The organism is Microvirga sp. 2MCAF38, from assembly GCF_052115485.1.
Lineage (GTDB): Bacteria > Pseudomonadota > Alphaproteobacteria > Rhizobiales > Beijerinckiaceae > Microvirga.
Genome location: NZ_JBFRGU010000002.1, coordinates 351,729 through 374,700, shown reverse-complemented (window position 1 = coordinate 374,700; position 22,972 = coordinate 351,729). Strand labels below are relative to the sequence as shown.

The window sequence follows — 22,972 nt, the reverse complement described above, 5'->3', positions numbered from 1 at the left end:
TAAAAAGCCACTTACGTTTCGTTACCTCTAAATCGTCGAGTGTTGGTGAAAATCGCTTTTGGCCAATTGCGGCCAAAATAAAGCAACGGCAGATTGTCCTCTAACGCGGTTGCTCCGCGAGAATCATAATCACTTAGAGGGCCAGGAAAATAATCATGAGCCGCTTCACTCGTACTTCGACATTGGCCGCCGTTTCTCTGGCCGCGCTTGTTTCAGCGCAGAGCAGCGCCTTTGCTGGTGCGTTCGCCCTCCGGGAGCAGAGCGCCACAGGCCTTGGCGAAGCATTTGCCGGTGTGGCTGCTGGTTCGGCCGGCGTGTCGTCCATGTATTGGAACCCGGCCACCATCACGATGGCTCCGGGGTGGCAGTTCGAAAGCCACTTCTCCGGCATCATCCCGGAATCCAAGGTCAAGCCGATCTACACGGTTCCCGCGGGGCTCGTCGGCCTCGGAGGCTCCGGCGATATCGGCCAGGATGCAGTCGTGCCCGCGACCTATGCCAGCTTCCAGCTCAACGATAGCACCTGGCTCGGTCTCTATGTGGGCGCGCCGTTCGGCCTCGCGACCAAGCCGAGGCCGATTTGGGCAGGTCAGCTCTATGCACGCACGACCGAGGTGTTCTCCGCCGAGGTGATGCCGACCATCGGTTACAAGGTCAATGATTGGCTGTCCGTCGGCGCCGGTATCCGCGCTCAGTATTTCAAGGTGCGCTATTTCTCCGCGATCGGGCCGACCCCGACCGCGCCGTCGCCCTTCGCTGCGAGCGCGGGTCTCGACGGCGATAGTTGGGGTATCGGTTATTCGCTCGGCGCGACGCTGACTCCGTTTGCTGGAACCTCGATCGGTATTGGCTTCCGGTCGGCGGTGAAGCAGGATCTTGAAGGTCAGTTCCAGCACTTCGGCATTCCGATCAAGGCCAGCCTCATTTTGCCTGAGTCGGTTTCGGTCGGCATCACTCAGAGAGTCACGGATGCCTTTACGCTCAACGGCACGGTCGAGTGGACGAACTGGAGCCGTCTCGGCAATCCGCGTGTGTTCAACGGTCTGACCGGCACTCTGCTGAGTGCGGCTCCCTATCTGCCACTCGACTATGAGGATGGCTGGTTCTTCTCCGCCGGCGGTGAATACCGCTTCAACCCGGCTTGGGCTGTCCGCGCCGGTGTCGGCTATGAGATTTCGCCGATCGACGTCAACACGCGCAATCCGCGCCTGCCTGACTCCGACCGCGTCTGGCTGTCTCTGGGCGCGACCTATAACTGGAGCGACAATCTCTCGTTTGATCTGGCCTATACCCACATTCTCCCCGTGGGAGACACCGGCATCGATATCCGTCCCGGCAACCCGATCTTCCCCACCCGGGGCGTCGTGTTCAAGGCGGACGTGGATTCCAGCGTCGATATCATCTCGGCTTCGCTGAAATACCGCTGGGACAATCCGGCAAAGGCCATCCCGGCCCCGGTCATTCGCAAGTACTGAGAGCACAGCATGACGAGAAAGGCCGGCAGAGATGCCGGCCTTTTTTGTTGCATGCCTTCAAGTGCCTGGGCTGATACTTAGCGAGCGGCGTCTCGCTTTCGCGAAACGCGCCGCGGGTTCGTCGGTCGTCCCGCCTACGCCCTCGTAAGCACGTAAGTTCCGGGCGCGTCGCATAGGGCGGGGAGCTTTCCGGTGCCGGGGATACGGGCGGGCACCTCCTTCGGGGCCTGATCCCTGATCCATTCGAACCAATGGGGCCACCAGGTTCCGGCTGTCTCGGTCGCCGAAGCCAGCCATGTTTCCAGCGCTCCCTCAACGGCGCCGCCGCTCCAATACTGGTATTTCGGCTTGGAGACCGGATTGACGACGCCGGCGATATGGCCCGATCCGGCAAGAACGAATTCGATGGGACCACCGAAGGCCTGCGCGCCGATGAAGACCGATTTCGCCGGGGCGATGTGGTCCTCCTTCGTGGCGAGGCTGAAGATGGGAATCTTGACCTTCTTGAGCTTCAGCTCGACGCCGCCGAGCTCCATTTCGCCCTTCGCCAGCTTGTTTTCGAGATAGCAGTTGCGGAGATAGAAGGCGTGGTTCGCCGCCGGCATCCGCGTGGAATCCGAATTCCAGTAGAGCAGGTCGAATGGGAAGGGCGCGTTCCCCTTGAGGTAGACGCTGACCACGTAGGGCCAGATCAGGTCGTTCGGGCGAAGCATGTTGAAGGCATGCGCCATATGCGAGCCTTCCAGATAGCCGCGCTCTTTCATGACCGCCTCGACGGCCTTGATCTGTCCTTCGTCCGCGAAAACCTTCAAATCGCCCGCATAAGCGAAATCCACCTGCGCCGTGAAGAACGTCGCACTCTCTATCCGCTTGTCCCGCTTTGCGGCCATATGGGCGAGCGTCGCGGCAAGGAGCGTGCCGCCGACGCAATAGCCGATGGCGGAAACCTTCTTCTCCCCGGTCGCTTCCTCGATCGCTTCGAGAGCCGAGAAAATGCCCTCGCGCATGTAATGCTCGAAGCTCTTCTCCGCGTGGCTCTCGTCCGGGTTGACCCAGGAGATGCAGAAGACCGTCAAGCCTTGCGAAACCGCCCAACGGATGAAGCTCTTTTCCGGGTTGAGGTCCAGAATGTAGTATTTGTTGATCCAGGGCGGAACGATCAGGAGAGGGCGCTTCAGCACTTTTTTCGTGGTCGGCGCATACTGGATGAGCTCGATCAATTCGTTCCGATAGATCACCTTGCCCGGTGTCGTTGCGATGTTGACGCCGATCTTGAAACCGCTCGGATCAGACTGACGGATTCGTAATTCGCCGCCTCCGGCCTCGATATCCTCCACCAGCATCTTCATGCCACGCACCAGATTGGCGCCGTTTTCCTTCAAGGTTCCGCGCAGCAGCTCAGGATTGGTCGGGACAAAATTGGAGGGGGAGAGCGCTCCGGAGATCTGCTTGATGTAGAAATGAGCCTTTCGGCGGGTCTGCTCGTCGATCCCCTCCGCGTCGTCCACGAGGCCCTCCGCCCAGCGGGAGGTGATGAGATAGGCCTGTTTCAGGAAGTCGAAGACGGGGTTTTGGGTCCATTCCGGATCGGCGAACCGGTTGTCCTTCGGCTCCGGCTTGGCGATATCCTCGATCTCTTCGCCCTGGGCACGCTTAAAGGTGGAGGCCCAGAGATTCAGGAATTGCGTCCCGAGCCGGGACTGGGCTTCGACGCTCTTTTGCGGATTGACCATCCACGATTCGGCCACGTGCCCGAGGGTTTTCACCATCTCGGAGGCCTCGTCGGCAAAGCGGGCCTGCTTTTCGCCCTTCTCGATGGGCTTCAAATATGCGGCGGTCGCCTTGCCCGCTTCTTCCATGAAAAGGGCGATATTGCGGGAGAGAGCCTCGAAATCCGGGCTCGCGCTGACCCTGCTGTCCTCATCGACCGGTTTAGTCATTGGGACATATCCTTCCAGAACCCGTTGCCATTGCTCGTGAAACGTGTTTCCGACATTTTAGCGATTGAAGCGTATCAAACGCCAGATCCTTGCCATCATTTTTGGATGTTATGATGACTTGTGTAGTAGCTATCGTGTCTCGGGTGACGATTTTAGTTGGCCTGGGTGTCTCTCTCGCAGCTTGCGGGAATGCCGCCGGTGACTTTGTCAGGTCCACCGGGCTGGGGCCGACCACGGCGCAGCCTCAGGGGTTCGTCGTTCAATCGCGGCCCAACGACATCGATTTCATTTCGATCGGCACAGCCAAGCCTGGGCCAACCAATCCGGCCAAGAATGCTCAGCAGGTCAAGGATGCTGAAACGGAAATGGATTCGCTGCGCGCGAGAAACGCGAATGCCGGCGCCGCCGCCGCTGCTGCCGGGGGCACGCCACTGCCCGATCCGGCCCTGACGCCTGCCAATATGACGAAAGCCAAAAAGTCGCCGTCAACAAACCCTTAAATGAGACACTCGGGACGATCCGAGAACTGAACCAGGAACCTGCCATGTCCGATTTCCACCGCATCAAACGTCTTCCCCCTTACGTTTTTGAGCAGGTCAATCGGATTAAAGCCGCCGCCCGGGCCAATGGCGCGGATATCATCGACCTCGGCATGGGCAACCCGGACCAGCAGGCGCCTCAGCATGTCATCGACAAGCTGATCGAGACCGTCGGCAAGCCGCGCACGGATCGTTATTCGGCCTCCAAGGGCATTACCGGTCTGCGCCGCGCTCAAGCCGCCTATTATGAGCGCCGCTTCGGGGTGAAGCTGAATCCGGATACCCAGGTCGTCACGACGCTCGGGTCGAAAGAGGGCTTCGCCAACATGGCGCAGGCAATCACCGCGCCTGGTGATGTGGTTCTCGTGCCAAACCCGAGCTATCCGATCCATGCCTTCGGCTTCCTGATGGCCGGCGGCGTCATCCGTTCCGTGCCCGCAGAGCCGACCCCCGACTTCTTCCCCGCGGCCGAGCGCGCCATCGCGCATTCGATCCCCAAACCCATCGCGCTGGTGGTCTGCTATCCGTCGAACCCGACGGCCTATGTGGCGTCCCTCGATTTCTATCGCGATCTCGTCGCTTTCGCGAAAAAGCATGAGATCTTCATCCTTTCGGATCTCGCCTATTCCGAGGTGTATTTCGACGATGCCAACCCGCCGCCCTCGATCCTCCAGATCCCCGGCGCCGTCGATGTGGCTGTCGAGTTCACGTCCATGTCCAAAACCTTCTCCATGGCGGGCTGGCGTATCGGCTTCGCGGTCGGTAACGAGCGCCTGCTCGCCGCTTTGGCGCGCGTGAAATCCTATCTCGATTACGGAGCGTTCACGCCAATTCAGGTCGCAGCGACCGCCGCCCTGAACGGGCCGGAGGATTGCATCAAGGAGATGCGCGCCGTCTACAAGCGCCGTCGGGACGTGTTGGTCGAATCCTTCGATAAAGCGGGTTGGACTGTACCGGCGCCGACAGCATCCATGTTCGCCTGGGTGCAAATTCCTGAAAAATTCCGGTCTCTAGGCAGCCTCGAATTCTCCAAGCTGCTCGTGGAGAAGGCGGATGTGGCTGTCGCACCCGGCGTCGGCTTCGGCGAACACGGGGACGATTATGTGCGTATCGCCCTTGTGGAGAACGAGCAGCGCATCCGCCAGGCCGCCCGCAACATCCGCAAGTTCTTCGACACAGCCGACCAGACCCTGCACAACGTCGTTCCGCTTTCGCGCGCAGGTTGAAGGCCCGCGGTCGCGAGAGGTTGGCCGCATGGACATGCAACCGTAGCAGTCGTAAAGAGCATCGCGACTTTCAACGGAGTGCGTTGTCCGTGACACAGCCTTTTCGCATTGGAATTGCCGGCCTCGGTACGGTTGGTGCATCCGTTATTCAGATCCTCGGCCGCCAAGCCGATGAACTGACGCAACGATGCGGCCGCTCTATCCTGGTCACGGCGGTCTCCGCACGCGACAAGGCGAAGAACCGCGGCCTGGATTTGTCCGCCTATCGCTGGTTCGACGATCCGGTGAGGCTCGCCCAATCCGACGACATCGATTGTTTCGTGGAACTCGTCGGTGGGTCGGAAGGCGCGGCGCGTGAAGCTGTCGAGGCGGCACTTGCTGCAGGCAAGCATGTGGTGACTGCGAACAAGGCGCTTCTGGCCAAGCATGGACTGGCCATGGCCGAGGCTGCGGAAGCCAAAGGCGTTACGCTCGCCTTCGAAGCTTCGGTCGCCGGTGGCATCCCCGTCGTCAAGACCTTGCGGGAGGCCCTGCCGGGCAACAAGATTTCGCGCCTCTACGGAATTCTCAACGGCACCTGCAATTACATTCTCTCGCGCATGGAACTTGAGGGGCTGACCTTCGCCGAATGCCTTAAAGACGCTCAGCGTCTCGGCTATGCCGAGGCCGATCCGACCTTCGACGTTGAAGGGTTCGACACAGCCCACAAGCTCGCTCTTCTGACGAGCCTCGCCTTCGGTACGCAGGTCGATGCGGATGCGGTTTACGTGGAAGGCATTTCCTCGATTACGCCGCTCGATTTGAAAATGGCCGACGAGCTCGGTTTTCGGATCAAGCTGCTGGGAGTGGCCGAGCGTACCAAGACCGGCATCGAACAGCGCGTCCATCCGACCATGGTGCCGAAATCCTCCGCCATCGCTCAGGTGATGGGCGTCACGAACGCCGTCACCATCGATGCCGATGCGGTGAAGGAATTGACCCTCATCGGGCCTGGCGCGGGTGGGGACGCAACCGCGTCGGCGGTCGTCGCCGATCTCGTGGACGTGGCATCAGGTTCCCTGCAAGCGCCGTTCGGGCGCGCCGCCGAGCGCTTGGAGAAAGCTCCGCGCTCGCCGGTTCAGCGCCATGAAGGCGGCTACTATATCCGCCTGACTGTGCATGACCGTCCGGGCATCGCGGCGGGTGTCGCCACGCGTATGGCGGAAGCGGAAATCTCTCTCGAGAGCATTCTACAGAAGCGCTCGGAGGCCTCCGCGACCCGTGATCCTCACGGCCGCTCCGGCGCCCCCGTGTCCCTGGTCCTCATCACTTACGCGGCCACGGAATCTGCAATCCGCTCGGCAATCGACAAAATTTCCGCGGATGGTCTTATCGCCGAGCCGCCCCAAGTCATCCGTATCGAACGCGAATAAGGTCATCGAGCCGTCTTTCCTAGAGGAGCCGCAACTTCCATGTCGCAAGGCATTACCGTCCAACCGGGCCAGCTCATCGAGCGCATCCTGACCCTCGAACTCGTCCGCGTCACCGAGCGCGCGGCCGTCGCCTCCGCGCGTCTTCGCGGTCGGGGCAACGAGAAGGCTGCCGATCAGGCCGCCGTCGATGCCATGCGTCGCGAATTGAACAAGCTCCCCATCGACGGCACCGTCGTGATCGGCGAGGGCGAGCGCGATGAAGCGCCGATGCTCTTCATCGGCGAGCGTGTCGGCAACAAGAACGGCGCGAAGGTGGATATCGCCGTCGATCCGCTGGAAGGCACCACGCTCTGCGCCAAGGACATGCCCGGCTCGATTGCAGTGATGGCCATGGCCGAGGCCGGCACCTTGCTCGCGGCGCCCGACGTCTACATGCATAAGATCGCCATCGGCCCCGGCTACCCGCAGGGCGTTGTTGATCTCGATGCCTCGCCGGAGGAAAACCTCCATGCGCTGGCCAAGGCCAAGGGCGTGAAAACGAGCGAGTTGAACGCTCTCGTGCTGGATCGTCCCCGCCATGCCGAACTCATCGCGGCGATCCGCAAGACGGGCGCTGGCGTGCGTTTGATTTCGGACGGCGACGTTGCAGGCGTCATTTTCACGACGACGCCCGAGAGAACCGGCATCGACATCTATATGGGCATCGGCGCAGCGCCTGAGGGCGTGCTGGCGGCTGGCGCGCTTCGCTGCATCGGCGGCCAAATGCAGGGCCGTCTGATCCTCGATTCCGAAGAGAAGCGCTCGCGCGCCTTGCAGATGGGCGTCACCGATCCGAACCGCAAATACGACATGACCGATCTGGCACGCGGTGACGTGATCGTCGCCGCGACAGGCGTCACCGATGGCGGCCTCCTCAAGGGCGTCCATTTCGGTCGCGACGTGATCGAGACGGAAACCGTCGTCTATCGCTCCGCCACCGGCACCGTGCGCCGCATTTTCGCGGAGCACCGCGAACTGTCGAAGTTCCACCTCGACTAGCGTGATGACGATCCGGAGAGGACGCTAATGTCCTCTCCGGATCGCTTTTGCCTGAAAACTGATGCGAGGGAGACGCGATGAGCAGCGACGCGAGTAAGCTTGAAATCCGCCCACTCCAAATCGCCGACAAGCCCGTTTGGGAAGTGCTTTGGCAGGGCTACCTCGATTTCTACGAAGCCGTCATTGCGCCGGAGGTGACGGCGGTCACGTGGAGACGTCTACTCGACCCCGCCGAGCCCATGCATTGCCTCGTCGCGACTTTGGACGGGCAGGTCGTCGGCATCGTCCACTTCATCTATCACCGCTCCACCTGGACGATTGGCGATTACTGCTATCTCCAGGATCTCTTCACCGCCGGGCAAGCCCGCAATCGCGGTGTCGGGCGAGCGCTCATCGAAGCGGTCTATGCACAAGCAAAGAGCGATGGCGTGAGCCGGGTTCATTGGCTGACCCAGGAATCCAACAAGACGGCGCAGGAACTCTACGAGAAGATCGCCAGCAGAAGCGGGTTCATCCAGTATCGGAAGCTGTTCTGAGAACGTCCTGGCTTCACGTTAGGTTGGAGCCTTCATTGCAGGCACTCACAGGCTGAAAGCTCGATTGCCGGTTCGTCCTTCGAGTTTGAGGTGATTGCTCATCGCGGGGGATTCATTCCGGGGCTTTTGCCTGTAAGCTGATCCCGTGACCGAATCAGCTCCCATTCTTTCGCCCCGTCCTTTTCTTGGCATAACCTCCTCAGCGCAGGGCCGTACCTGGATCGAGCGTTGCGACGCCGCGCAAAGCACGATTGCGCTCGCGATTGCGCAGACGCACGGCTTGCCGGACATTCTCGCCCGCGTTCTCGCCGGGCGCGGGGTCGGCGTGCAGGATGCCGAGATCTTTCTCAATCCGCGCCTTCGGGATCTGATGCCCGATCCCTATCAACTCACGGATATGCAGGCAGCGGCCGAGCAACTCGCCGACGCTATCGTCGCGCGTAAGACGGTGGCGATCTTTGGCGATTACGATGTAGACGGTGCGTGCAGCGCCGCACTGATGGCCGAGTATCTGCGCGCCTGCGGCGTACCTTTCGCGATTCACATTCCGGACCGGATTACCGAGGGTTATGGCCCGAATATCGAGGCGATCCGCGCGCTCAAAGCGCAAGGCGCACAAGTGCTCGTCACCGTCGATTGCGGCACAGCCAGCGTGGACACATTGGGCGCGGCGAAGGATCTCGGTCTCGATGTGTTCGTGATCGACCATCACCAGGCACCGAACGAATTGCCTGCTGTTGACGCTTTGGTGAATCCCAACCGCCAGGATGATCTGTCCGGTCTCGGCTATCTTTGCGCGGCCGGCGTGGTGTTTCTCACTCTCGTGGCGGTCAGCCGTGTCTTGCGGGCGAGGGGCTTCTTCAACGGGAACGCCGAGCCGGATCTCATGGCGAGCCTCGATATCGTCGGGCTTGCGACTGTCGCCGACGTCGTGCCGCTTGTCGGGCTCAATCGTGCCTTCGTGCGGCAAGGCCTCTCGATCATGCGCAAACGCGGGCGGCTCGGACTTGCCGCGTTGCTCGACGTGGCTGGTCTCTCCGGCGCTCCGGAAAGCTGGCATCTCGGCTATCTCATCGGCCCGCGCATCAATGCCGGCGGACGCATCGGTGATGCCGCGCTCGGCGCGAAACTGCTTTTGACGGACGATCCGGTTGTCGCCGGACGTCTGGCGGGTGAACTCGATCAGCTCAACCGCGAGCGGCAGGCCATCGAGCAGGTCGCCATCGCGGAGGCGGAGGCGCAGGCCCTGCTCATGCTGGACGCCAATCCCGATCTGCCGCTCATCGTCGGCGCGTCGGGCGAATGGCATGCGGGCATCGTCGGGCTGATTGCGGCGCGCACCAAGGAAAAGACGAATCGCCCCGCTTTTGCCTTCACCCTGAATGGGGAAGGAAATGCGACGGGGTCGGGCCGCTCGATCCCCGGCGTCGATCTTGGCCGGGCGGTGCGGGCGGCTGTTGATGCCGGAATCGCCATCAAGGGCGGCGGACACGCCATGGCGGCCGGTGTGACGATCCGCGCCACCGATCTCGACCGTTTCAGGGACTTCATGGCCGAGCGCCTGCTGGCGACATTCGAGATCGCCCGCGAAACCGACCGCTTCGCTATCGATTCGACCCTGACTGCCGGCGCTGTCAGACCCGAAATCGTGACGGCCATCGAGCGGGCAGGGCCTTTCGGCTCCGGCCAACCGGAACCGGTTTTCGTCTTCCCTCATCATCGCCTCGTCGAAGCACGCGAGGTCGGCAGCGGCGGCCATGTCCGCGTGAAACTGCGCGGTGGAGATGGCGCTTTCATTGGTGGCATAGCGTTTCGCGCGGTCGGACAACCCCTCGGGCAAGCGCTCGCAGACGCCGTCGGCAGCCCGCTCCATGTGGCCGGAACACTCTCGATCGATCGTTGGGGCGGGGGTGAAAAAGTCGCGCTTCGCGTGAGCGATGTGGCAAAGCCGGAATAACGCAACGAAGCGCTTGCCGACGCGAAAGAACCCATCTATATGTCCGCCCGTTCCGGCAGCAACGCTGCCCCGGCGCCCTTCGTCTAGCGGTCTAGGACGTTGCCCTTTCACGGCAAAAACACGGGTTCGAGTCCCGTAGGGCGCGCCATTCTTTCAAGTATTTAGCTTGATCTTGGCTTCGGCCATCCGATGCTCGTCAAAATATACTCATGAACGCCTTTGCAGCGCGGATTACGACGCTTCATCAGGAAGCGCTTGTCCGAGCATTCAGTATTCCCGCATTTCAAACCTAATCGTTCGACGGGGGAGACGTAACGTCATGCGTGGCATGAAACGGTCATTCATCAAGGAAACCGTTCATGTCCCTTACAGTTATCAATTCCGTTCAGCCAACACAGACAGCAAACGGAGCGCACGCGTCCGTCGCAGCGAATGGCGGTACTTATCTGATCGAAGCCAATGGATCGCTGTCGGCGACAGGCGATGGCGCGAATGGCATCCACGCCCCAGTGGGCAACCTGAACGCTACGGTCCTGGGCAGCGTCTCCGCGCAGCAATGGGGAATTTATGCGGCCGGATGGGACAGCAATATCGAGATCGGAATTGGTGGATCTGTCTACGGGGAGGAGAAAGGGCTCTATTTGGCGGGCGATCCTTTCTCTTATCAAGGCCTCAAGAACAGCGGGTTTCTTGGCGGAAGGCATGAAGGTGCGCGCCTGAAGGGCTTCATTATTGATGTCTTCAATGACGGAACCATTTCCAGTCAGCAAGGCATCGCAATCGCATTTGAAATGGCGGTTGATCCGGAACTGCCGCGACCTGGATCTACCAAGCTCGTTAACATCGGCAAGATTCTCGGCGGCGGTGTTAACTTTCAACGGGCGATAGAGGGATCCCAGGGGGGCGATACAGTTGTGAATCGTGGGATTATCAAAGGCGACGTCAGCCTCGGGGACGGTGACGACATTTTTGACAACCGCGACGGGATCCTTATCAACAGCACCATTTCCATGGGATCCGGTACGAACACGCTTTGGAGCGGAAGCGGCGACGACGCTATCCTCGTCGGGATGAGCGATGACTTTATCGACGCTGGGGCTGGGATCGATACGATCCAACTGCTCAGCGGAAATACGAGCTTCAGATTGAAGCTTGGTGTCACGAATGTTCAAGACACGGGAATAGGATTCAAGACAATCCTGAATGTTGAAAATGTGACGGCTGCCGGTTCCGGCAATCATTTCCTGACAGGTAATGCCGGAGACAATTCAATTGGGACGTCTTCCGGCAACGACACGCTCGATGGTGGTTTAGGAAACGACACGCTCGGCGGCGGCGGTGGTTCCGATACGGCTCTTTTCTCCGACATGATCGGTGCCGTGGTCGATCTGAACAAGCAAGGCCAGGCACAGAACACGGGTTACGGCCTCGATACCCTGATCTCCATCGAAAATCTCGAAGGCGGATCCGGCTCGGATCACTTCACGGGCAACGACCTTGCAAACATCCTGACCGGCCACGGCGGCAACGACACGCTCAACGGTGGCCTCGGCGACGACACGCTCGATGGCGGCACCGGCATCAATACGGCGATCTTCTCCGGCACGGCGACGCAGTCGCAGGTCACCAAAAATGGCGACGGCACGTTCACGGTGACAGGCCCCGACGGCACCGATCTTCTGCGCGATGTCCGGCTGTTGAAATTCACCGACAAGACTGTCGCGCTCTGGAACACCGCACCGACCGGTCTCGCTCTGTCGACGACGCAAGTGGCTGAAGACGCTCTTACAGGCACCATTGTGGCGACCCTGCGCGCGACGGATGCGGATGGCGATGCGCTCACCTACACGCTGGCAGGCACGGACGGCCCGTTCCGCATCGACGGCAACAACCTCGTCCTGACCGGTGCGCTCGATTATGAGACCAAGACGAGCCACAGTCTCACCGTGACCGCCAAGGATACGTTCGGCCTTTCAACGGTGCAGGCTTTCACCTTCGGCGTGACCAATGTGGTGGAAGCGAACCCGCTGACTCTCTTCGGCACAGGTGGTGCCGACGAATTGACGGGCGAAGCCGGCAACGACGTTCTTTATGGTGCGGCCGGCAACGACGTGCTCAAGGGCGAGGCTGGCAACGACAAGCTCTATGGCGGTCTCGGCAAGGACACTTTGTCCGGTGGCACGGGCCAGGACGTGTTTGTCTTCGACACGCGTCCGAACAAGAGCACCAACGTCGACACGATCACGGATTTCTCGGTGGCGGACGACACGATTCACCTCGCCAAATCGATCTTCCGGGCGATCGCCAAGAAGGGCGTGTTGAAAGCCGACGCCTTCTACGTGGGCGCGAAGACGCACGATGCGGATGACCGGATCATCTACGACAAGAAGAAGGGCGCGCTCTACTACGATGCCGATGGCACAGGCGGCGCCGCCCAGGTCCAGATCGCGACCCTCTCGAAGAACCTCAAGATGACGAACAAGGACTTCTTCGTCATCTGAGGCGAAAGACAAGATCGTTCGCGACTCATCAAGACATTGACGAGCCGCGAACGATGGCAGTGGTCTGAACCGGCTTACAGATAGAAATCCGAGGCCGCGAGCGCGAGTTTCGTGCCGGCGAGGTCTACCTGGAAGACGAAGTTGTCGACCTTGCCGTAGATGTGCGTGACGTTGGCGGCGGTGTCCTCGACGGCCCAGAGATGGCCGTTCTGGCTGCCGGTCTTGTAGCCGTCGAAGATGAAGGCCTGATCGCCCGATTTGCTGGAATTCGTGTCGATCTTGCTGAAGTCGAGCTTGTCGACTGCGTGGACGAAATCCATCACCTTGTCGCCGTTGGCGCTGTGCACGGAGCTGAACTGGAAGGTGTCCTTTCCGGCGCCGCCGTAGAGGGTATCCTTGCCGCCCCAGCCGTTGAGCGTGTCGTCGCCCGCGCCGCCTTTCAGGACGTTGGCGGAGTCGTTGCCGGTGATGGTGTTGTTCAGCTCGTTGCCGGTGCCGTTGATGTTCCCCGTGCCCATGAGCTGGAGATTCTCGACATTGGCGGTCAGCGTGTAGCTGATGGTGCTTTCGACCTTGTCGGTGCCCTTGCCGGCGGCCTCGATGACGATATCGCCGGTGTGGTTGACGGTATAGGTGTCATTGCCGCCAAGACCTTCCATCGTGTCCGCGCCAGCCGTGCCCTTGATCACGTCATTGCCGCTGGTGCCGACGATCTTGCCGGGCGTGGGCGTCGGGTCGGGAGTAGGCGTCGGAGTCGTGGAGCCCGAGACGGGCGTGGGCCAAGTATAACCCAGCTCCACATTGCCGGAGACCGTCGGGCTGTTACCCTTGAAGTAGTAGTAGCCCCACTGGCCTTCGCCGAGATAGTTGTTCGTGAACGATACGCCCGTAATCGACCCGCCGCTGAAGCTGCCGTCCGAGTAGACGGTGTAACCGCCTCCGGCGAGGTAATTGCCGTCCACCTGGATGTTGGAGACAGGCGCTCCATCGTTATCGATCATCACCGCGGAGGTCTGGTTGTTGTCGTTGATGATCGTGTTGTGCTTGATGAAGATGTCATGGCCACCGTTGATCTCGACGCCATCGTAGTGCGGGCCTCCCCACACGGTTCCGATACGCACGTTGGGGGCGTACATATCGTGGATGTAGTTGTCCTGGATGACGCTCGGCCCGAATATGTTGAAGCCGTTCTCCACGTGGGAGATGTCGTTTCGCAGGAATGTTCCTTCACCGACGATGCCGTTGGCGCCGTCTTTGCTGCTTCCGATGTTCTGGATTTCGGAATCCTTGATCACGGTGCCCGTGACGCCGGGCTTGATCCAGACAGCCGTCCAATCGGTCGCTGTGATGCGGCTGTTCTGAATCGTCACGTTCGGAGCCAGAATCCACACGGTCCCTTTGATGTCGCGCGCGTCGATGACGGCGCCCGGTGTCGTGATGGTCAAATCCCCGGATTGCGGCGTGAGTTTTACGCCATCCGGAACGCCGGTGCTCTTTGCATCCGGGAAGCCTTGAAGAGTTTTGGTCGGTGTAACGGCCATGATGAATTTTCCCCTTTTTTAGAACTGGAAAACGCGACGGTGGTTTGAAGAAAAGTCGGGTGGAATGCCCCAACTCGATGGAAAGGCACGAGCCGCTGACATGGGCCCGCCTTGATTGAACGCGGTGAGGCAACTGCTGGAAATGAAACCGACTGAGAGCCGGAGGGATGAAACGCGAGGGCGCTATTTTACTATTGGCTTAAATCGCCGGGCGTTCGCGATGTGCTGTAGAAGATATGCGTGCTGATATTTTATCTGATTCTGAATTTAATTGTAATATTGCAGGCATATGATGATTTAGATGAATATAAATATTCATATTTATACATTCCCCCAATTTGATACGCCCGAGATATTATTCTCATGTGCGTCAATTCAACTTGGCAATGCATTGTGACCAAAATGTGTTTCTTGAAGTTGTTGTATTAATTCTATTTTCCTAAGTAGAGGAACGCCGTCCTTCTACATCCAATGCTTCGGGGCTGCGCAAGCATTTGCGCGGCCCGTGAGAAAAGGCGGTTCGAGGAAACGGTTTCTGGTGTCTCGCGCGAAGCGTGGACTAACGCCCCGCTCGCGAAAGCGGATAAGCCCGCGTCAGGGCGAGGTAGATGACCGCCCCCGTGGCGAGAGCGAGGGCTGCGATCTCCAATGCCAGGCCGAATCCTTCCGCGCGGGTTCCTGTATGATCGAGAAGAAAGGTCGTCAGGGGCGGACCCGCGATTTGACCGATGCCGTAAACGGCTGTGAGCAAGCCCATCATGCTTGCAGCATTCGTGGGACTCAGGCGGCGGACTTCGTGCAGAGCGAAGAACGTGATGGACGTAAAGGGAACGCCGAGGAGAAGGCTGCCAAGTGCGAACCCGCTCAAACTCGGAAGCCACAGGCTCAAGAGAATTCCGGCGGCCTGCAACACGTAGCAACCTGTCAGGAGATAGCGATAATCGTACCGGGACGGGATCCGCGTCACGAGGAAAGCGCCGCTCATCACGCCCAACCCGAAAATCGGCCAGAACATATCGAGCCATGGAGACGGCGGCAGAGCCTCGCGCGCGATCACAGGCAGGAACGTCGCGGTGATGATGTATCCGAATCCGGCAAGGCCGTAGGCGAAGGTGAGGAAAGCAAGTTCAGCCGTTCCCCGAGAGCGCGCGCCTCCATCGGATCCGACCGGGACGAGTGGGCGAGAGTCGTCTGCGCCTTGAAAGATCGGCCAGACCAGGGCGGTCAACGCTGCGGCGAGCACTCCGAAGACCAGCCAGCCGGTGGCCGCCGTCCAATGCAACGCGACCATGGCGCTTGCGAGAAGGCCCGATGCGGCAATGCCTGCGCCGGGGCCGACGAAGATCAGACCACCGAGCGGCGAGGCGTTAGCCTTGGCGAGGCGTGCCATGCACCAGCTTGACGTGAACACGAAGACGACCGCACTCACCACGCCCGACAGAAACCGCAGCAATGGCCAGAGACCGGGAGCATGGAATGCCATGCCCAAGGTCAGCAGAACCGTCAGCGCTAGTCCGGCGCGCACGAATGTCGAGCTGGCGATAGCCGGAAGGCGCGGATTGCCGGCCCAAATTCGAGGCTGAACGGTGCATAGCAAAGCCCCCAGCAGATAGCCGACATAATTCGCCGTCGCGAGCCAGCTCCCGGATGGCAAATCCACTACCCGATCGTTCAGCATCATGGGCAACAAGGGCGTAAACGCGAAACGCCCGATCCCCATGGCGACCGCAAGCGCGGCCATGCCGCCGAAGGCGATCTTGAGCGGAGAGGCGTGCCGCCCGGCGATCTTGGGCGAGAGTGAGACAGCGTCCATGAAAACGACTCTAGCTTGCTCTCAGTTCGCTCCAGGCCCTCGCGAAGGCGCGGGCGTTGCGGGAGATTTCGTCAACCGGCATGCCCGGTGTGAACAAAGCCGAGCCCAGGCCGAAGCCGTTCGCTCCCACCTCTACATAGGACCGCATGGTGTCCGGCCGGATGCCACCGACCGGCAGGACGATGGTGTCCGGGGGAAGCACCGCGCGCCACGCCTTGATCACGTAGGGCGGAATGGCTTCTGCGGGAAAAATCTTGATCGCATCCGCACCGGCTTTCAGCGCCGCGAATGCCTCCGTCGGAGTTGCCACGCCCGGCGTGCAGATCATCCGAAGTTCTTTGGCGCGGCGGATCACCTCCGTATCCGCATGTGGCATGACGACGAGATGGCCGCCGACATCCCGAACGCCATCCACGGAGGCTACGTCGAGCACGGTTCCTCCGCCGACGAGGATGTTTTTCGGCAGAACCTTGGCCAGGATTTCAATGCTGCGAAACGGGTGAGGCGAGTTCAGAGGAACTTCGATGATCCCGAAACCGGCATCGACAAGCGCCATCCCAACGGCCTCGGCGTTATCGGGCGTCAGGCCTCGCAGAATGGCGACGAGGGGAAGATCCTTGAGATAATCCTGAAGCATGGCGAAGCCTCCGTCGYGCGCCGGGCTTAAGCCCGGCTTCATTGGCTGCGAAGGCTATCTTGTGTTCACCGACACCGCATCACCTTCACGCGACATGGCTGTCATGCGCCTTCAAACGCTCGCGGGCAAGTTCGACGAACTTGACGCGTTGAGCTTTCCGCTCGTCTCCTTTGTAGGATGTGCGGTGGCCGTTACGATTGCGCTCTCGCTGCAGGTTTAATTCGGCGGCGTCACGCGAAGGCATTGCTGGATGGTTCGCGAAACCTGGATCTGATCATCCGCTTCGAGCTGATCTGCCAGAAGCTTCCACCATACGGGAGTGCCGCGCAAATTCGTGGCGACGCAGGCGCAGGTGGCCCGGCAAAGAGCGGCGTTAGCCTTGCTGGCCGTGCAATCGGCTTCACATTGAGACAGGAACGGTTGCGCTTGGGCGATCGGGTTGGGGCCTGTGAGCTGCAGCACGCCGTAGAGGAGAGCCAGCAGCAGCGGTTGGTGGATTAGGTAGATGGGAAGGCTCTTGCGCCCGGCCCAGATCAGACCGCGTGAAGGCACGTTCACGGCTTTCCAGCGCGCGATATCCATGGATCCTGGCCATACCAGCAACATCTTGCCGACGCCGAGACCGATGAGCACGAGCCCGAACCATGGGAAGATCGGCACATAATCGTTTGCCGATGGCTCGAATGATCCAAGACCGAGCCAATCCAGCCACGGCGCATCGAGGCTCGGGCTGGTGAAGACGAACGGCGCGATGAAACATGCCGCCGCCGCCGCGAGCACCAACCAGATCGGCACACGCAGAAAGGGCAGGGCCAACACGCTCGACACAGCAATGCAATGCAGGATGCCGAAGAAAATATACGTTTCCGGAAAGGCGAAATAGGTGGCGACCGTAATCAGCGCCGCAGAGCCGCCGATGCGCAGAAGTCGCCACAGGAACCCGACCCTGTTGAAGCCGCGTGCATGTGCGAGAGCGAGGCCTATGCCCACGAGAAACAGGAACGATCCCGCAATCGAGCGTGCGAACCAACGCCAGCCGGGATCTTGAACGATATCCGTCGCAATCAGCTGTAGGTAACTGAGATCCCAACTGAAATGATAGACGATCATCGCGCAGATCGCGAGGCCGCGGGCGATGTCGATCATATCCCAACGCTGGGACGCGATCGCCTGAGACGAGGGCTGAACTTTCAAAATGTTCGATCCTGTTACACGGGATGGCGTAGGGCAGGTGTGCCCCCATATCAATTGCCATGACGGATCAACTTCAAGATGAAATTGCAAAATTGCAGGACATGATCGCCGAGGCGCGCGCCGTCGTCGGCTTCACGGGTGCCGGTATTTCGACCGAAAGCGGCGTGCCCGATTTCCGCTCGCCCGATAGCCCGTGGATGCGTAACAAACCGATCCCGTTCGATCTGTTCGTCGCCAGTCCCGCCGCACGCCAAGAGGCATGGCGGCGCAAGTTCACGATGGACGATCTCTATCGCGAGGCAAAACCCAATCGCGGTCATCGCGCGTTTGCCGAACTCGTGGCGGTCGGCAAGATGACGGCCGTCATCACCCAGAACATTGATGGGCTACATCAGGAATCCGGCATTCCTGCGGAGAGAACCGTCGAACTTCATGGCAATGGCACCTATGCACGCTGTCTCGAATGCAACACGCGCCATGAGCTGGCGCCGATACGCACGATTTTTGAGCAGCGTGGCGCTGCCCCGGTCTGCGAAATGTGCGGTGGCGTACTAAAATCCGCGACCATCTCGTTTGGGCAGGCGATGCCTGTCGATGCGATGAGAAAGGCTCATGAATTGGCGACCGATTGCGATCTCTTCCTTGTCGTCGGCTCGTCGCTGGTGGTTTATCCGGCGGCGTCCTTGCCCTTGCTGGCAAAGAAAAACGGCGCGAAACTCATCATTCTGAACCGCGAGAAAACCCCGCTCGATGAGGTGGCCGATCTCGTCATTCACGCGGAAATTGGGCCGGTTCTGGAATCGTTTGTACGGTAGCGCGGTAACGATCAGGACGATAAATTGTCGTTTCGGGCTTTTCCGGATTCAGGACGGTGTTATCTTCTCATTAAGAATCGTGCCCTTGATTCGAGTACGGGTTTCTTCATGTCCAACGATTTCGGTTCAAATTCATTTAATTCGCGGAGGGCGGAGGGCTCCTTCGACCAGGACCGCGAAACGAGCCTGGACCTCTCGGCGGAGAAGCCTCTGGACCTGGTTCAGGTGTCCGGCCACATCAAATGGTTCGATGTCGCCAAAGGCTTCGGCTTCATCGTTCCCGACAACGGCATGCCGGATGTGCTTCTCCACGTGACCTGCCTGCGCCGTGACGGGTATCAGGCCGCGAACGAGGGCGCCCGGATTGTCGTGGAGGCCGTCCAGCGGCCCCGCGGACTCCAGGCTTTCCGTGTCGTGTCGCTCGATCAATCCACCGCCCTTCACCCCTCTGAGCTGCCGCTCGCGCGGACCCATGAGCAGGTGACGCCGACAAGCGGGCTCGAACCGGCTGTGGTGAAGTGGTTCAACAGGCTGCGCGGCTTCGGCTTTCTGTCACAAGGCGAGGGCGGACCCGACATTTTCGTGCACATGGAGACATTGCGGCGTTACGGCATTGCTGAGTTGAAGCCCGGCGACCGTGTCCTGGTGCGTTTCGGCGACGGATCGAAAGGCCTCATGGCCGCTGAGGTTCGCCTGGCTGACATGACCTTGCCGCACTCGCACTGATGGCGTTCGTTGCGAAGCGCATTGTCGCGCTCTTCCTGATCGTCTTCGGAGCGAGTCTCCTGACGGTCGGCCACAGCCAGGCTCAGACTTTCGAGCAGCTTTCCATTCTCACTCAGGGCGGCCAGCGGCAGAGCTTCCAGGTTGAGGTCGCCCGCAACGATGCCGACCGGGCCCAAGGCCTGATGTTCCGCCGCTCAATGGGGGCCGACCGGGGCATGCTGTTCGATTTCGCCCGCGTGGAGCCGGTCTCCATGTGGATGCAGAACACCTACCTCCCGCTCGACATGCTCTTCATCCGCCCGGACGGAACCATCGCCCGGATCGCGGCCAATACCGAACCCTTGTCGACCCGAACGATTTCTTCGGGCGAACCTGTGCTCGCCGTGCTTGAGCTAAATGCAGGAACTGCGGCAAAACTCGGAATCAAGGCCGGCGACAAGGTGGAACACCCGCTGTTCAAGCGCTGACGCGTCTCGCCTTTAACGCCTGTCGAGAGAAGAGTTTTTATTTACAGAAGAGGTCTCTGCCTCGATGCGCAGCCGACCCTCCAGATACGTGACAGTCTGCCCGCCGTAGCAGGAACGCAGAGACGGTAGGGTCACCGGGCGGGCACGAGCGTCGTAATTGGCGCGTTCGATGACAGAGCGGACTTGCCGGCTTCGCATATCGCGGTTCGACATGGGCTTAAGCTCCTGCTTCGTGCATGGGGATTGAAAGGGCCGTATTGCCACAGGGCGAGCGTGTGGGGTCGCGCCAGTTAGCCGGGTTTTCGAGGGCCTGAAGGGGTGCGCGACGGCCAGTGCCTTGTCGTTGCTATAGAAATTCTCCTTGTGTTGAGCGCCATGACCGCCATCCATTAGATGATGAATAGCTACATAAAGTAGCGAATTTTGTCAACGCGCGATGTAGCGATCACTTGCCTGTCGCTACATTTTCGCAGGGAAGATGCCCCGATTCCTGGCTTCTGCTTTGCGGCTTTGAAATGACCAGGAGAGCGCGTGTCATTCCTGCGCATCGATCGTCATACACCCGCGCCTCGGGATGCGAAGATTGAGCGCACACGCGCGACCGCTGGCTGAGCGGAGGGGGCATGGAGCGTTTTTGGATGATTTTTGGGGATGGTCGGGCCATTCATGCCCAACGCCAATCATATTACATTATCGTCGTGATTGAGCAACCCATCCTGCGACAAGCCAAGGATGCGCGCTTGCCCCTGTCAGACTTTTACAACGATCCTTAGATCCCCCTTTGGGCGATATCCGGGGGTGCAATGCGGCAAGGACAACTCATCAAGCTGACCAGGATTCTGGGAATGCTCGGTTCCGATCATCCAGGCGAGCGAGCCTCGGCGGCTCTTGCGGCTCACCGGTTGGTCAAGGGGCTGGGCACGACATGGTGGGATCTGCTGAGCCCCAAGACGTCGGGAAAGCAGGGCGATGTGATTGTCAGGACCGTCTACGAGTGGGGCATCGATCACGCCAAGGCCGCGGAGTCACGGATCCGGCAATTGAAGGAAGAGAATGCGCGTCTTATGCGCGAACTCAAGAAGCTTCGTGTTTAGCCGCCACAAGCATTTTGTGGGTTCTATTGAGAGGCGCTCCCTCACACTTCACCGATACGGCCGGACTTGATCCGCAATCCACGGCTTGGACTTGGGTGCGCGGTTTGGAGAGAGCCGCGGATGGCGGAAGTCGGCCATTGCCGACTTCCTCATGGAATAAGCTGAAGCCGGATTGCGGTGACAGGCTCAGCCATGACGGGTGGGAGGGCTGTGCTTAATGGCAGCGTGTCGCCGCTCCCCAATCACCGCTTGCTGTCGAGCAGCAGTTCGAACCCGCCATAGATCATACGCTTGCCGTCGAAGGGCATGTCTTCCACCATTTTCATGCGCGGGTCGGCCATGACCTTCTTGTTGCCCTCGTCGCGGACCTCTTTCGAGGGCCAGACGATCCAGGAGAAGACGACGGTCTCGCCGGGTTCGGCTTTCACCGCGCCTTTGAAATCCGTCACCTTGCCGTCGGGGATGTCGTCACCCCAGCATTCGACGACGCGGGTCGCGCCATGTTCCTTGAAAATCGGAACCGCCTTGGTGGCCATCGCGCGATAAGCTTCCTTCTTATCGGCAGGCACGGGAATGACGAAACCGTCGATATAGCTCATCGTTTTTCTCCATCTGGTTGCTCTTAGGCGGAGTCAAGCCGCCTGCATGGGAGCGCGCTCTTCGGCGAGCTCCGCAAGCTGCCTCGCGACGGTGGTCCATCCTCAGCGTCCTTCGTTCAATGCCGCACGCGGCGCTGTAGCGGATCCGCGTCTCCTCCGGCTCGAAGGTAACGATCACGACCATGAATGGGTCCTGCGGAATCCACCCGGCGGTGAAAGCGTCCTTTGTTGGAAGGATCGCTTCGTGAGAGGAGGGCGAGGATCAGGCTGGCGTCATCTCACCGGCTGCAGCGACAGCCGCCATATCCATCCACATGACCTCCCAGATGTGCCCGTCCAGATCCTCGAAGCTGCGCCCGTACATGAAACCATAATCCTGCTTCGGGCCGGGATCGACCTTGCCGCCAGCGGCCGCCGCCTTGGTGACCATCTCGTCGACAGCCGCGCGATTGTCGGCGGAGATGCAGATCAGCACCTCGCTGACCTCCCGCGCATCGGCGATCTTCTTCGGCGTGAACTGCCGAAACTTGTCGTGAGTCAGAAGCATCGTGTGGATGGTCTCGGAAAACACCATGCACGACGCCGTGTTGTCGCAGAACTGCTCATTCTTATGAGCGCCCACCGCCTCGTAGAACGCCGTGGCTCGCTCGAGATCGCTGACTGGCAGGTTCACAAAGATCAGCTTTTGCATGAGTTATCTCCTCCCGTGATTGGTTTGACATGGATTCCCCAAAAAGTTATCCATAGCAACCATGAAGTTAGAAAAAATTACTACTGAGATGGAGCCTCGGTCTCGCCGCCAATATGACGATGCCTGCGCTGCGGCTCATGCGCTCGATCTGGTCGGAGAGCGCTGGGCGCTCCTGGTGATGCGTGAATTGATGCTGGGGCCGAAGCGTTTCAGCGACCTGCGCGGGAGCCTGCCGGGGATCAGCGCCAACGTGCTGACCCAGCGTCTCGAAGGGTTGGAAGAGGTCGGCGTGCTCGTGCGTCGCAAGCTGCCGCCGCCCGCCTCGAGCCAGGTCTATGAGTTGACGGAATGGGGCTACGAGAGCGAGCCGATCTTCCAAGTTCTCGGCCGCTGGGCGGCGCGCTCGCCCATACATGATCCAAGCCTGCCGTTCAGCAGCGTGTCCCTGATGCTGTCGATGCGCACGATGCTCGCCCCTGAAAGGTCCAAGGGCATCGACGCGCGTATCGGCTTCCATGTTGGCGAGGAGACCTTCCTCGGACATCTGGCGCAAGGCCGGATCGAGATCGCCCGCGGACCGCTCGATAAAGCCGACCTCATCTTCACCGGAACCGCCCCCGAGATCGCCCGCGCCATCTATACGGGGGAGCCGCTCGAAGCGTTGGAGGCGGATGGCGTCGTGAAGACCACGGGAGACCGTAAACTCGCCAAGACATTCCTGACCCTGTTCCCGCTGCCATCGAAGGCGGGGCGGGCGGGGTAAGTTTAATC

21 protein-coding genes and 1 tRNA gene are annotated in these 22,972 nt (G+C 60.2%); 15 read left to right on the top strand and 7 right to left on the bottom strand.

The window, feature by feature from the left end:
* Positions 1-155: 155 nt before the first annotated feature.
* On the top strand, positions 156-1,475 hold the full coding sequence (locus AB4072_RS06185) for an OmpP1/FadL family transporter (protein ID WP_441966290.1): 1,320 nt from the start codon (positions 156-158) through the stop codon (positions 1,473-1,475).
* Positions 1,476-1,609: 134 nt separating this feature from the next.
* Here AB4072_RS06185 and AB4072_RS06180 read toward each other — a convergent pair whose 3' ends face one another.
* Positions 1,610-3,415: a PHA/PHB synthase family protein gene (locus tag AB4072_RS06180; RefSeq protein ID WP_441966288.1), complete on the bottom strand. Its 1,806-nt coding sequence runs from the start codon at positions 3,413-3,415 to the stop codon at positions 1,610-1,612.
* An 89-nt stretch (positions 3,416-3,504) separates the two neighbouring features.
* Between AB4072_RS06180 and AB4072_RS06175 the strand changes: the two genes are divergently transcribed.
* The 8 genes from AB4072_RS06175 (at position 3,505) to AB4072_RS06140 (ending at position 12,624) form a co-directional block, all read left to right on the top strand.
* Entirely contained in the window at positions 3,505-3,915 is a 411-nt protein-coding gene (locus tag AB4072_RS06175) for a hypothetical protein (RefSeq protein ID WP_441966286.1), read from the top strand.
* A 44-nt stretch (positions 3,916-3,959) separates the two neighbouring features.
* A complete protein-coding gene (locus AB4072_RS06170; RefSeq protein ID WP_441966284.1) occupies positions 3,960-5,180 on the top strand; it encodes an LL-diaminopimelate aminotransferase in 1,221 nt (406 codons plus the stop codon).
* 89 nt (positions 5,181-5,269) lie between these two features.
* Positions 5,270-6,592 (top strand): homoserine dehydrogenase, encoded by a 1,323-nt coding sequence (locus AB4072_RS06165; RefSeq protein ID WP_441966282.1) that lies wholly within the window; start codon positions 5,270-5,272, stop codon positions 6,590-6,592.
* A gap of 39 nt (positions 6,593-6,631) precedes the next feature.
* Positions 6,632-7,630, top strand: a complete 999-nt coding sequence (glpX, locus tag AB4072_RS06160; RefSeq protein WP_441966279.1) for a class II fructose-bisphosphatase — start codon at positions 6,632-6,634, stop codon at positions 7,628-7,630.
* A gap of 77 nt (positions 7,631-7,707) precedes the next feature.
* A complete protein-coding gene (locus tag AB4072_RS06155; protein WP_441966275.1) occupies positions 7,708-8,166 on the top strand; it encodes a GNAT family N-acetyltransferase in 459 nt (152 codons plus the stop codon).
* Between the two features lie 145 nt (positions 8,167-8,311).
* Positions 8,312-10,123, top strand: coding sequence for a single-stranded-DNA-specific exonuclease RecJ (recJ, locus tag AB4072_RS06150; RefSeq protein ID WP_441966273.1), 1,812 nt, complete (start codon positions 8,312-8,314; stop codon positions 10,121-10,123).
* Positions 10,124-10,195: 72 nt separating this feature from the next.
* A tRNA-Glu gene (locus AB4072_RS06145) sits at positions 10,196-10,271 on the top strand.
* 211 nt (positions 10,272-10,482) lie between these two features.
* Positions 10,483-12,624 carry a cadherin domain-containing protein gene (locus tag AB4072_RS06140; RefSeq protein ID WP_441966271.1) on the top strand — a complete coding sequence of 714 codons (2,142 nt, stop codon included), beginning with the start codon at positions 10,483-10,485 and terminating at the stop codon, positions 12,622-12,624.
* Between the two features lie 74 nt (positions 12,625-12,698).
* Here the strand turns inward: AB4072_RS06140 and AB4072_RS06135 are convergent, their stop codons facing one another.
* The 3 genes from AB4072_RS06135 to AB4072_RS06125 all read right to left on the bottom strand — a co-directional run bounded on the left by AB4072_RS06135 (position 12,699) and on the right by AB4072_RS06125 (position 16,615).
* The gene (locus tag AB4072_RS06135; RefSeq protein ID WP_441966269.1) at positions 12,699-14,165 is read right to left on the bottom strand and encodes a hypothetical protein; all 1,467 of its coding nucleotides are present in this window, start codon (positions 14,163-14,165) and stop codon (positions 12,699-12,701) included.
* A 559-nt stretch (positions 14,166-14,724) separates the two neighbouring features.
* Positions 14,725-15,978, bottom strand: a complete 1,254-nt coding sequence (locus tag AB4072_RS06130; RefSeq protein WP_441966267.1) for a YbfB/YjiJ family MFS transporter — start codon at positions 15,976-15,978, stop codon at positions 14,725-14,727.
* A gap of 10 nt (positions 15,979-15,988) precedes the next feature.
* On the bottom strand, positions 15,989-16,615 hold the full coding sequence (locus tag AB4072_RS06125; RefSeq protein ID WP_441966265.1) for a 2-dehydro-3-deoxy-6-phosphogalactonate aldolase: 627 nt from the start codon (positions 16,613-16,615) through the stop codon (positions 15,989-15,991).
* On the opposite strand from AB4072_RS06125, the gene AB4072_RS06120 reads away from it, so the two are divergent.
* A complete protein-coding gene (locus tag AB4072_RS06120; protein WP_441966264.1) occupies positions 16,614-16,835 on the top strand; it encodes a hypothetical protein in 222 nt (73 codons plus the stop codon). The two genes, AB4072_RS06125 and AB4072_RS06120, sit on opposite strands and share 2 nt — an antisense overlap.
* On the opposite strand, the gene AB4072_RS06115 is transcribed toward AB4072_RS06120, so the two are convergent.
* Positions 16,832-17,809, bottom strand: coding sequence for a DUF1624 domain-containing protein (locus AB4072_RS06115; protein ID WP_441966262.1), 978 nt, complete (start codon positions 17,807-17,809; stop codon positions 16,832-16,834). The two genes, AB4072_RS06120 and AB4072_RS06115, sit on opposite strands and share 4 nt — an antisense overlap.
* A gap of 59 nt (positions 17,810-17,868) precedes the next feature.
* Between AB4072_RS06115 and AB4072_RS06110 the strand changes: the two genes are divergently transcribed.
* The 4 genes from AB4072_RS06110 (at position 17,869) to AB4072_RS06095 (ending at position 20,911) form a co-directional block, all read left to right on the top strand.
* Positions 17,869-18,624 (top strand): SIR2 family NAD-dependent protein deacylase, encoded by a 756-nt coding sequence (locus tag AB4072_RS06110; RefSeq protein ID WP_441966260.1) that lies wholly within the window; start codon positions 17,869-17,871, stop codon positions 18,622-18,624.
* A gap of 108 nt (positions 18,625-18,732) precedes the next feature.
* On the top strand, positions 18,733-19,350 hold the full coding sequence (locus tag AB4072_RS06105; protein WP_441966258.1) for a cold-shock protein: 618 nt from the start codon (positions 18,733-18,735) through the stop codon (positions 19,348-19,350).
* Positions 19,350-19,817, top strand: a complete 468-nt coding sequence (locus tag AB4072_RS06100) for a DUF192 domain-containing protein (RefSeq protein WP_441966256.1) — start codon at positions 19,350-19,352, stop codon at positions 19,815-19,817. Before AB4072_RS06105 ends, AB4072_RS06100 begins: the two co-directional genes overlap by 1 nt.
* A gap of 845 nt (positions 19,818-20,662) precedes the next feature.
* Entirely contained in the window at positions 20,663-20,911 is a 249-nt protein-coding gene (locus tag AB4072_RS06095; protein ID WP_441966255.1) for a hypothetical protein, read from the top strand.
* A gap of 242 nt (positions 20,912-21,153) precedes the next feature.
* Here the strand turns inward: AB4072_RS06095 and AB4072_RS06090 are convergent, their stop codons facing one another.
* The gene (locus AB4072_RS06090) at positions 21,154-21,510 is read right to left on the bottom strand and encodes a DUF1428 domain-containing protein (protein ID WP_441966253.1); all 357 of its coding nucleotides are present in this window, start codon (positions 21,508-21,510) and stop codon (positions 21,154-21,156) included.
* Between the two features lie 262 nt (positions 21,511-21,772).
* Positions 21,773-22,201, bottom strand: a complete 429-nt coding sequence (locus AB4072_RS06085; protein WP_441966251.1) for a VOC family protein — start codon at positions 22,199-22,201, stop codon at positions 21,773-21,775.
* 61 nt (positions 22,202-22,262) lie between these two features.
* Between AB4072_RS06085 and AB4072_RS06080 the strand changes: the two genes are divergently transcribed.
* Complete coding sequence (locus AB4072_RS06080) at positions 22,263-22,964, top strand: winged helix-turn-helix transcriptional regulator (RefSeq protein WP_441966250.1); 702 nt, start codon at positions 22,263-22,265, stop codon at positions 22,962-22,964.
* The last annotated feature ends 8 nt before the right edge of the window (positions 22,965-22,972 follow it).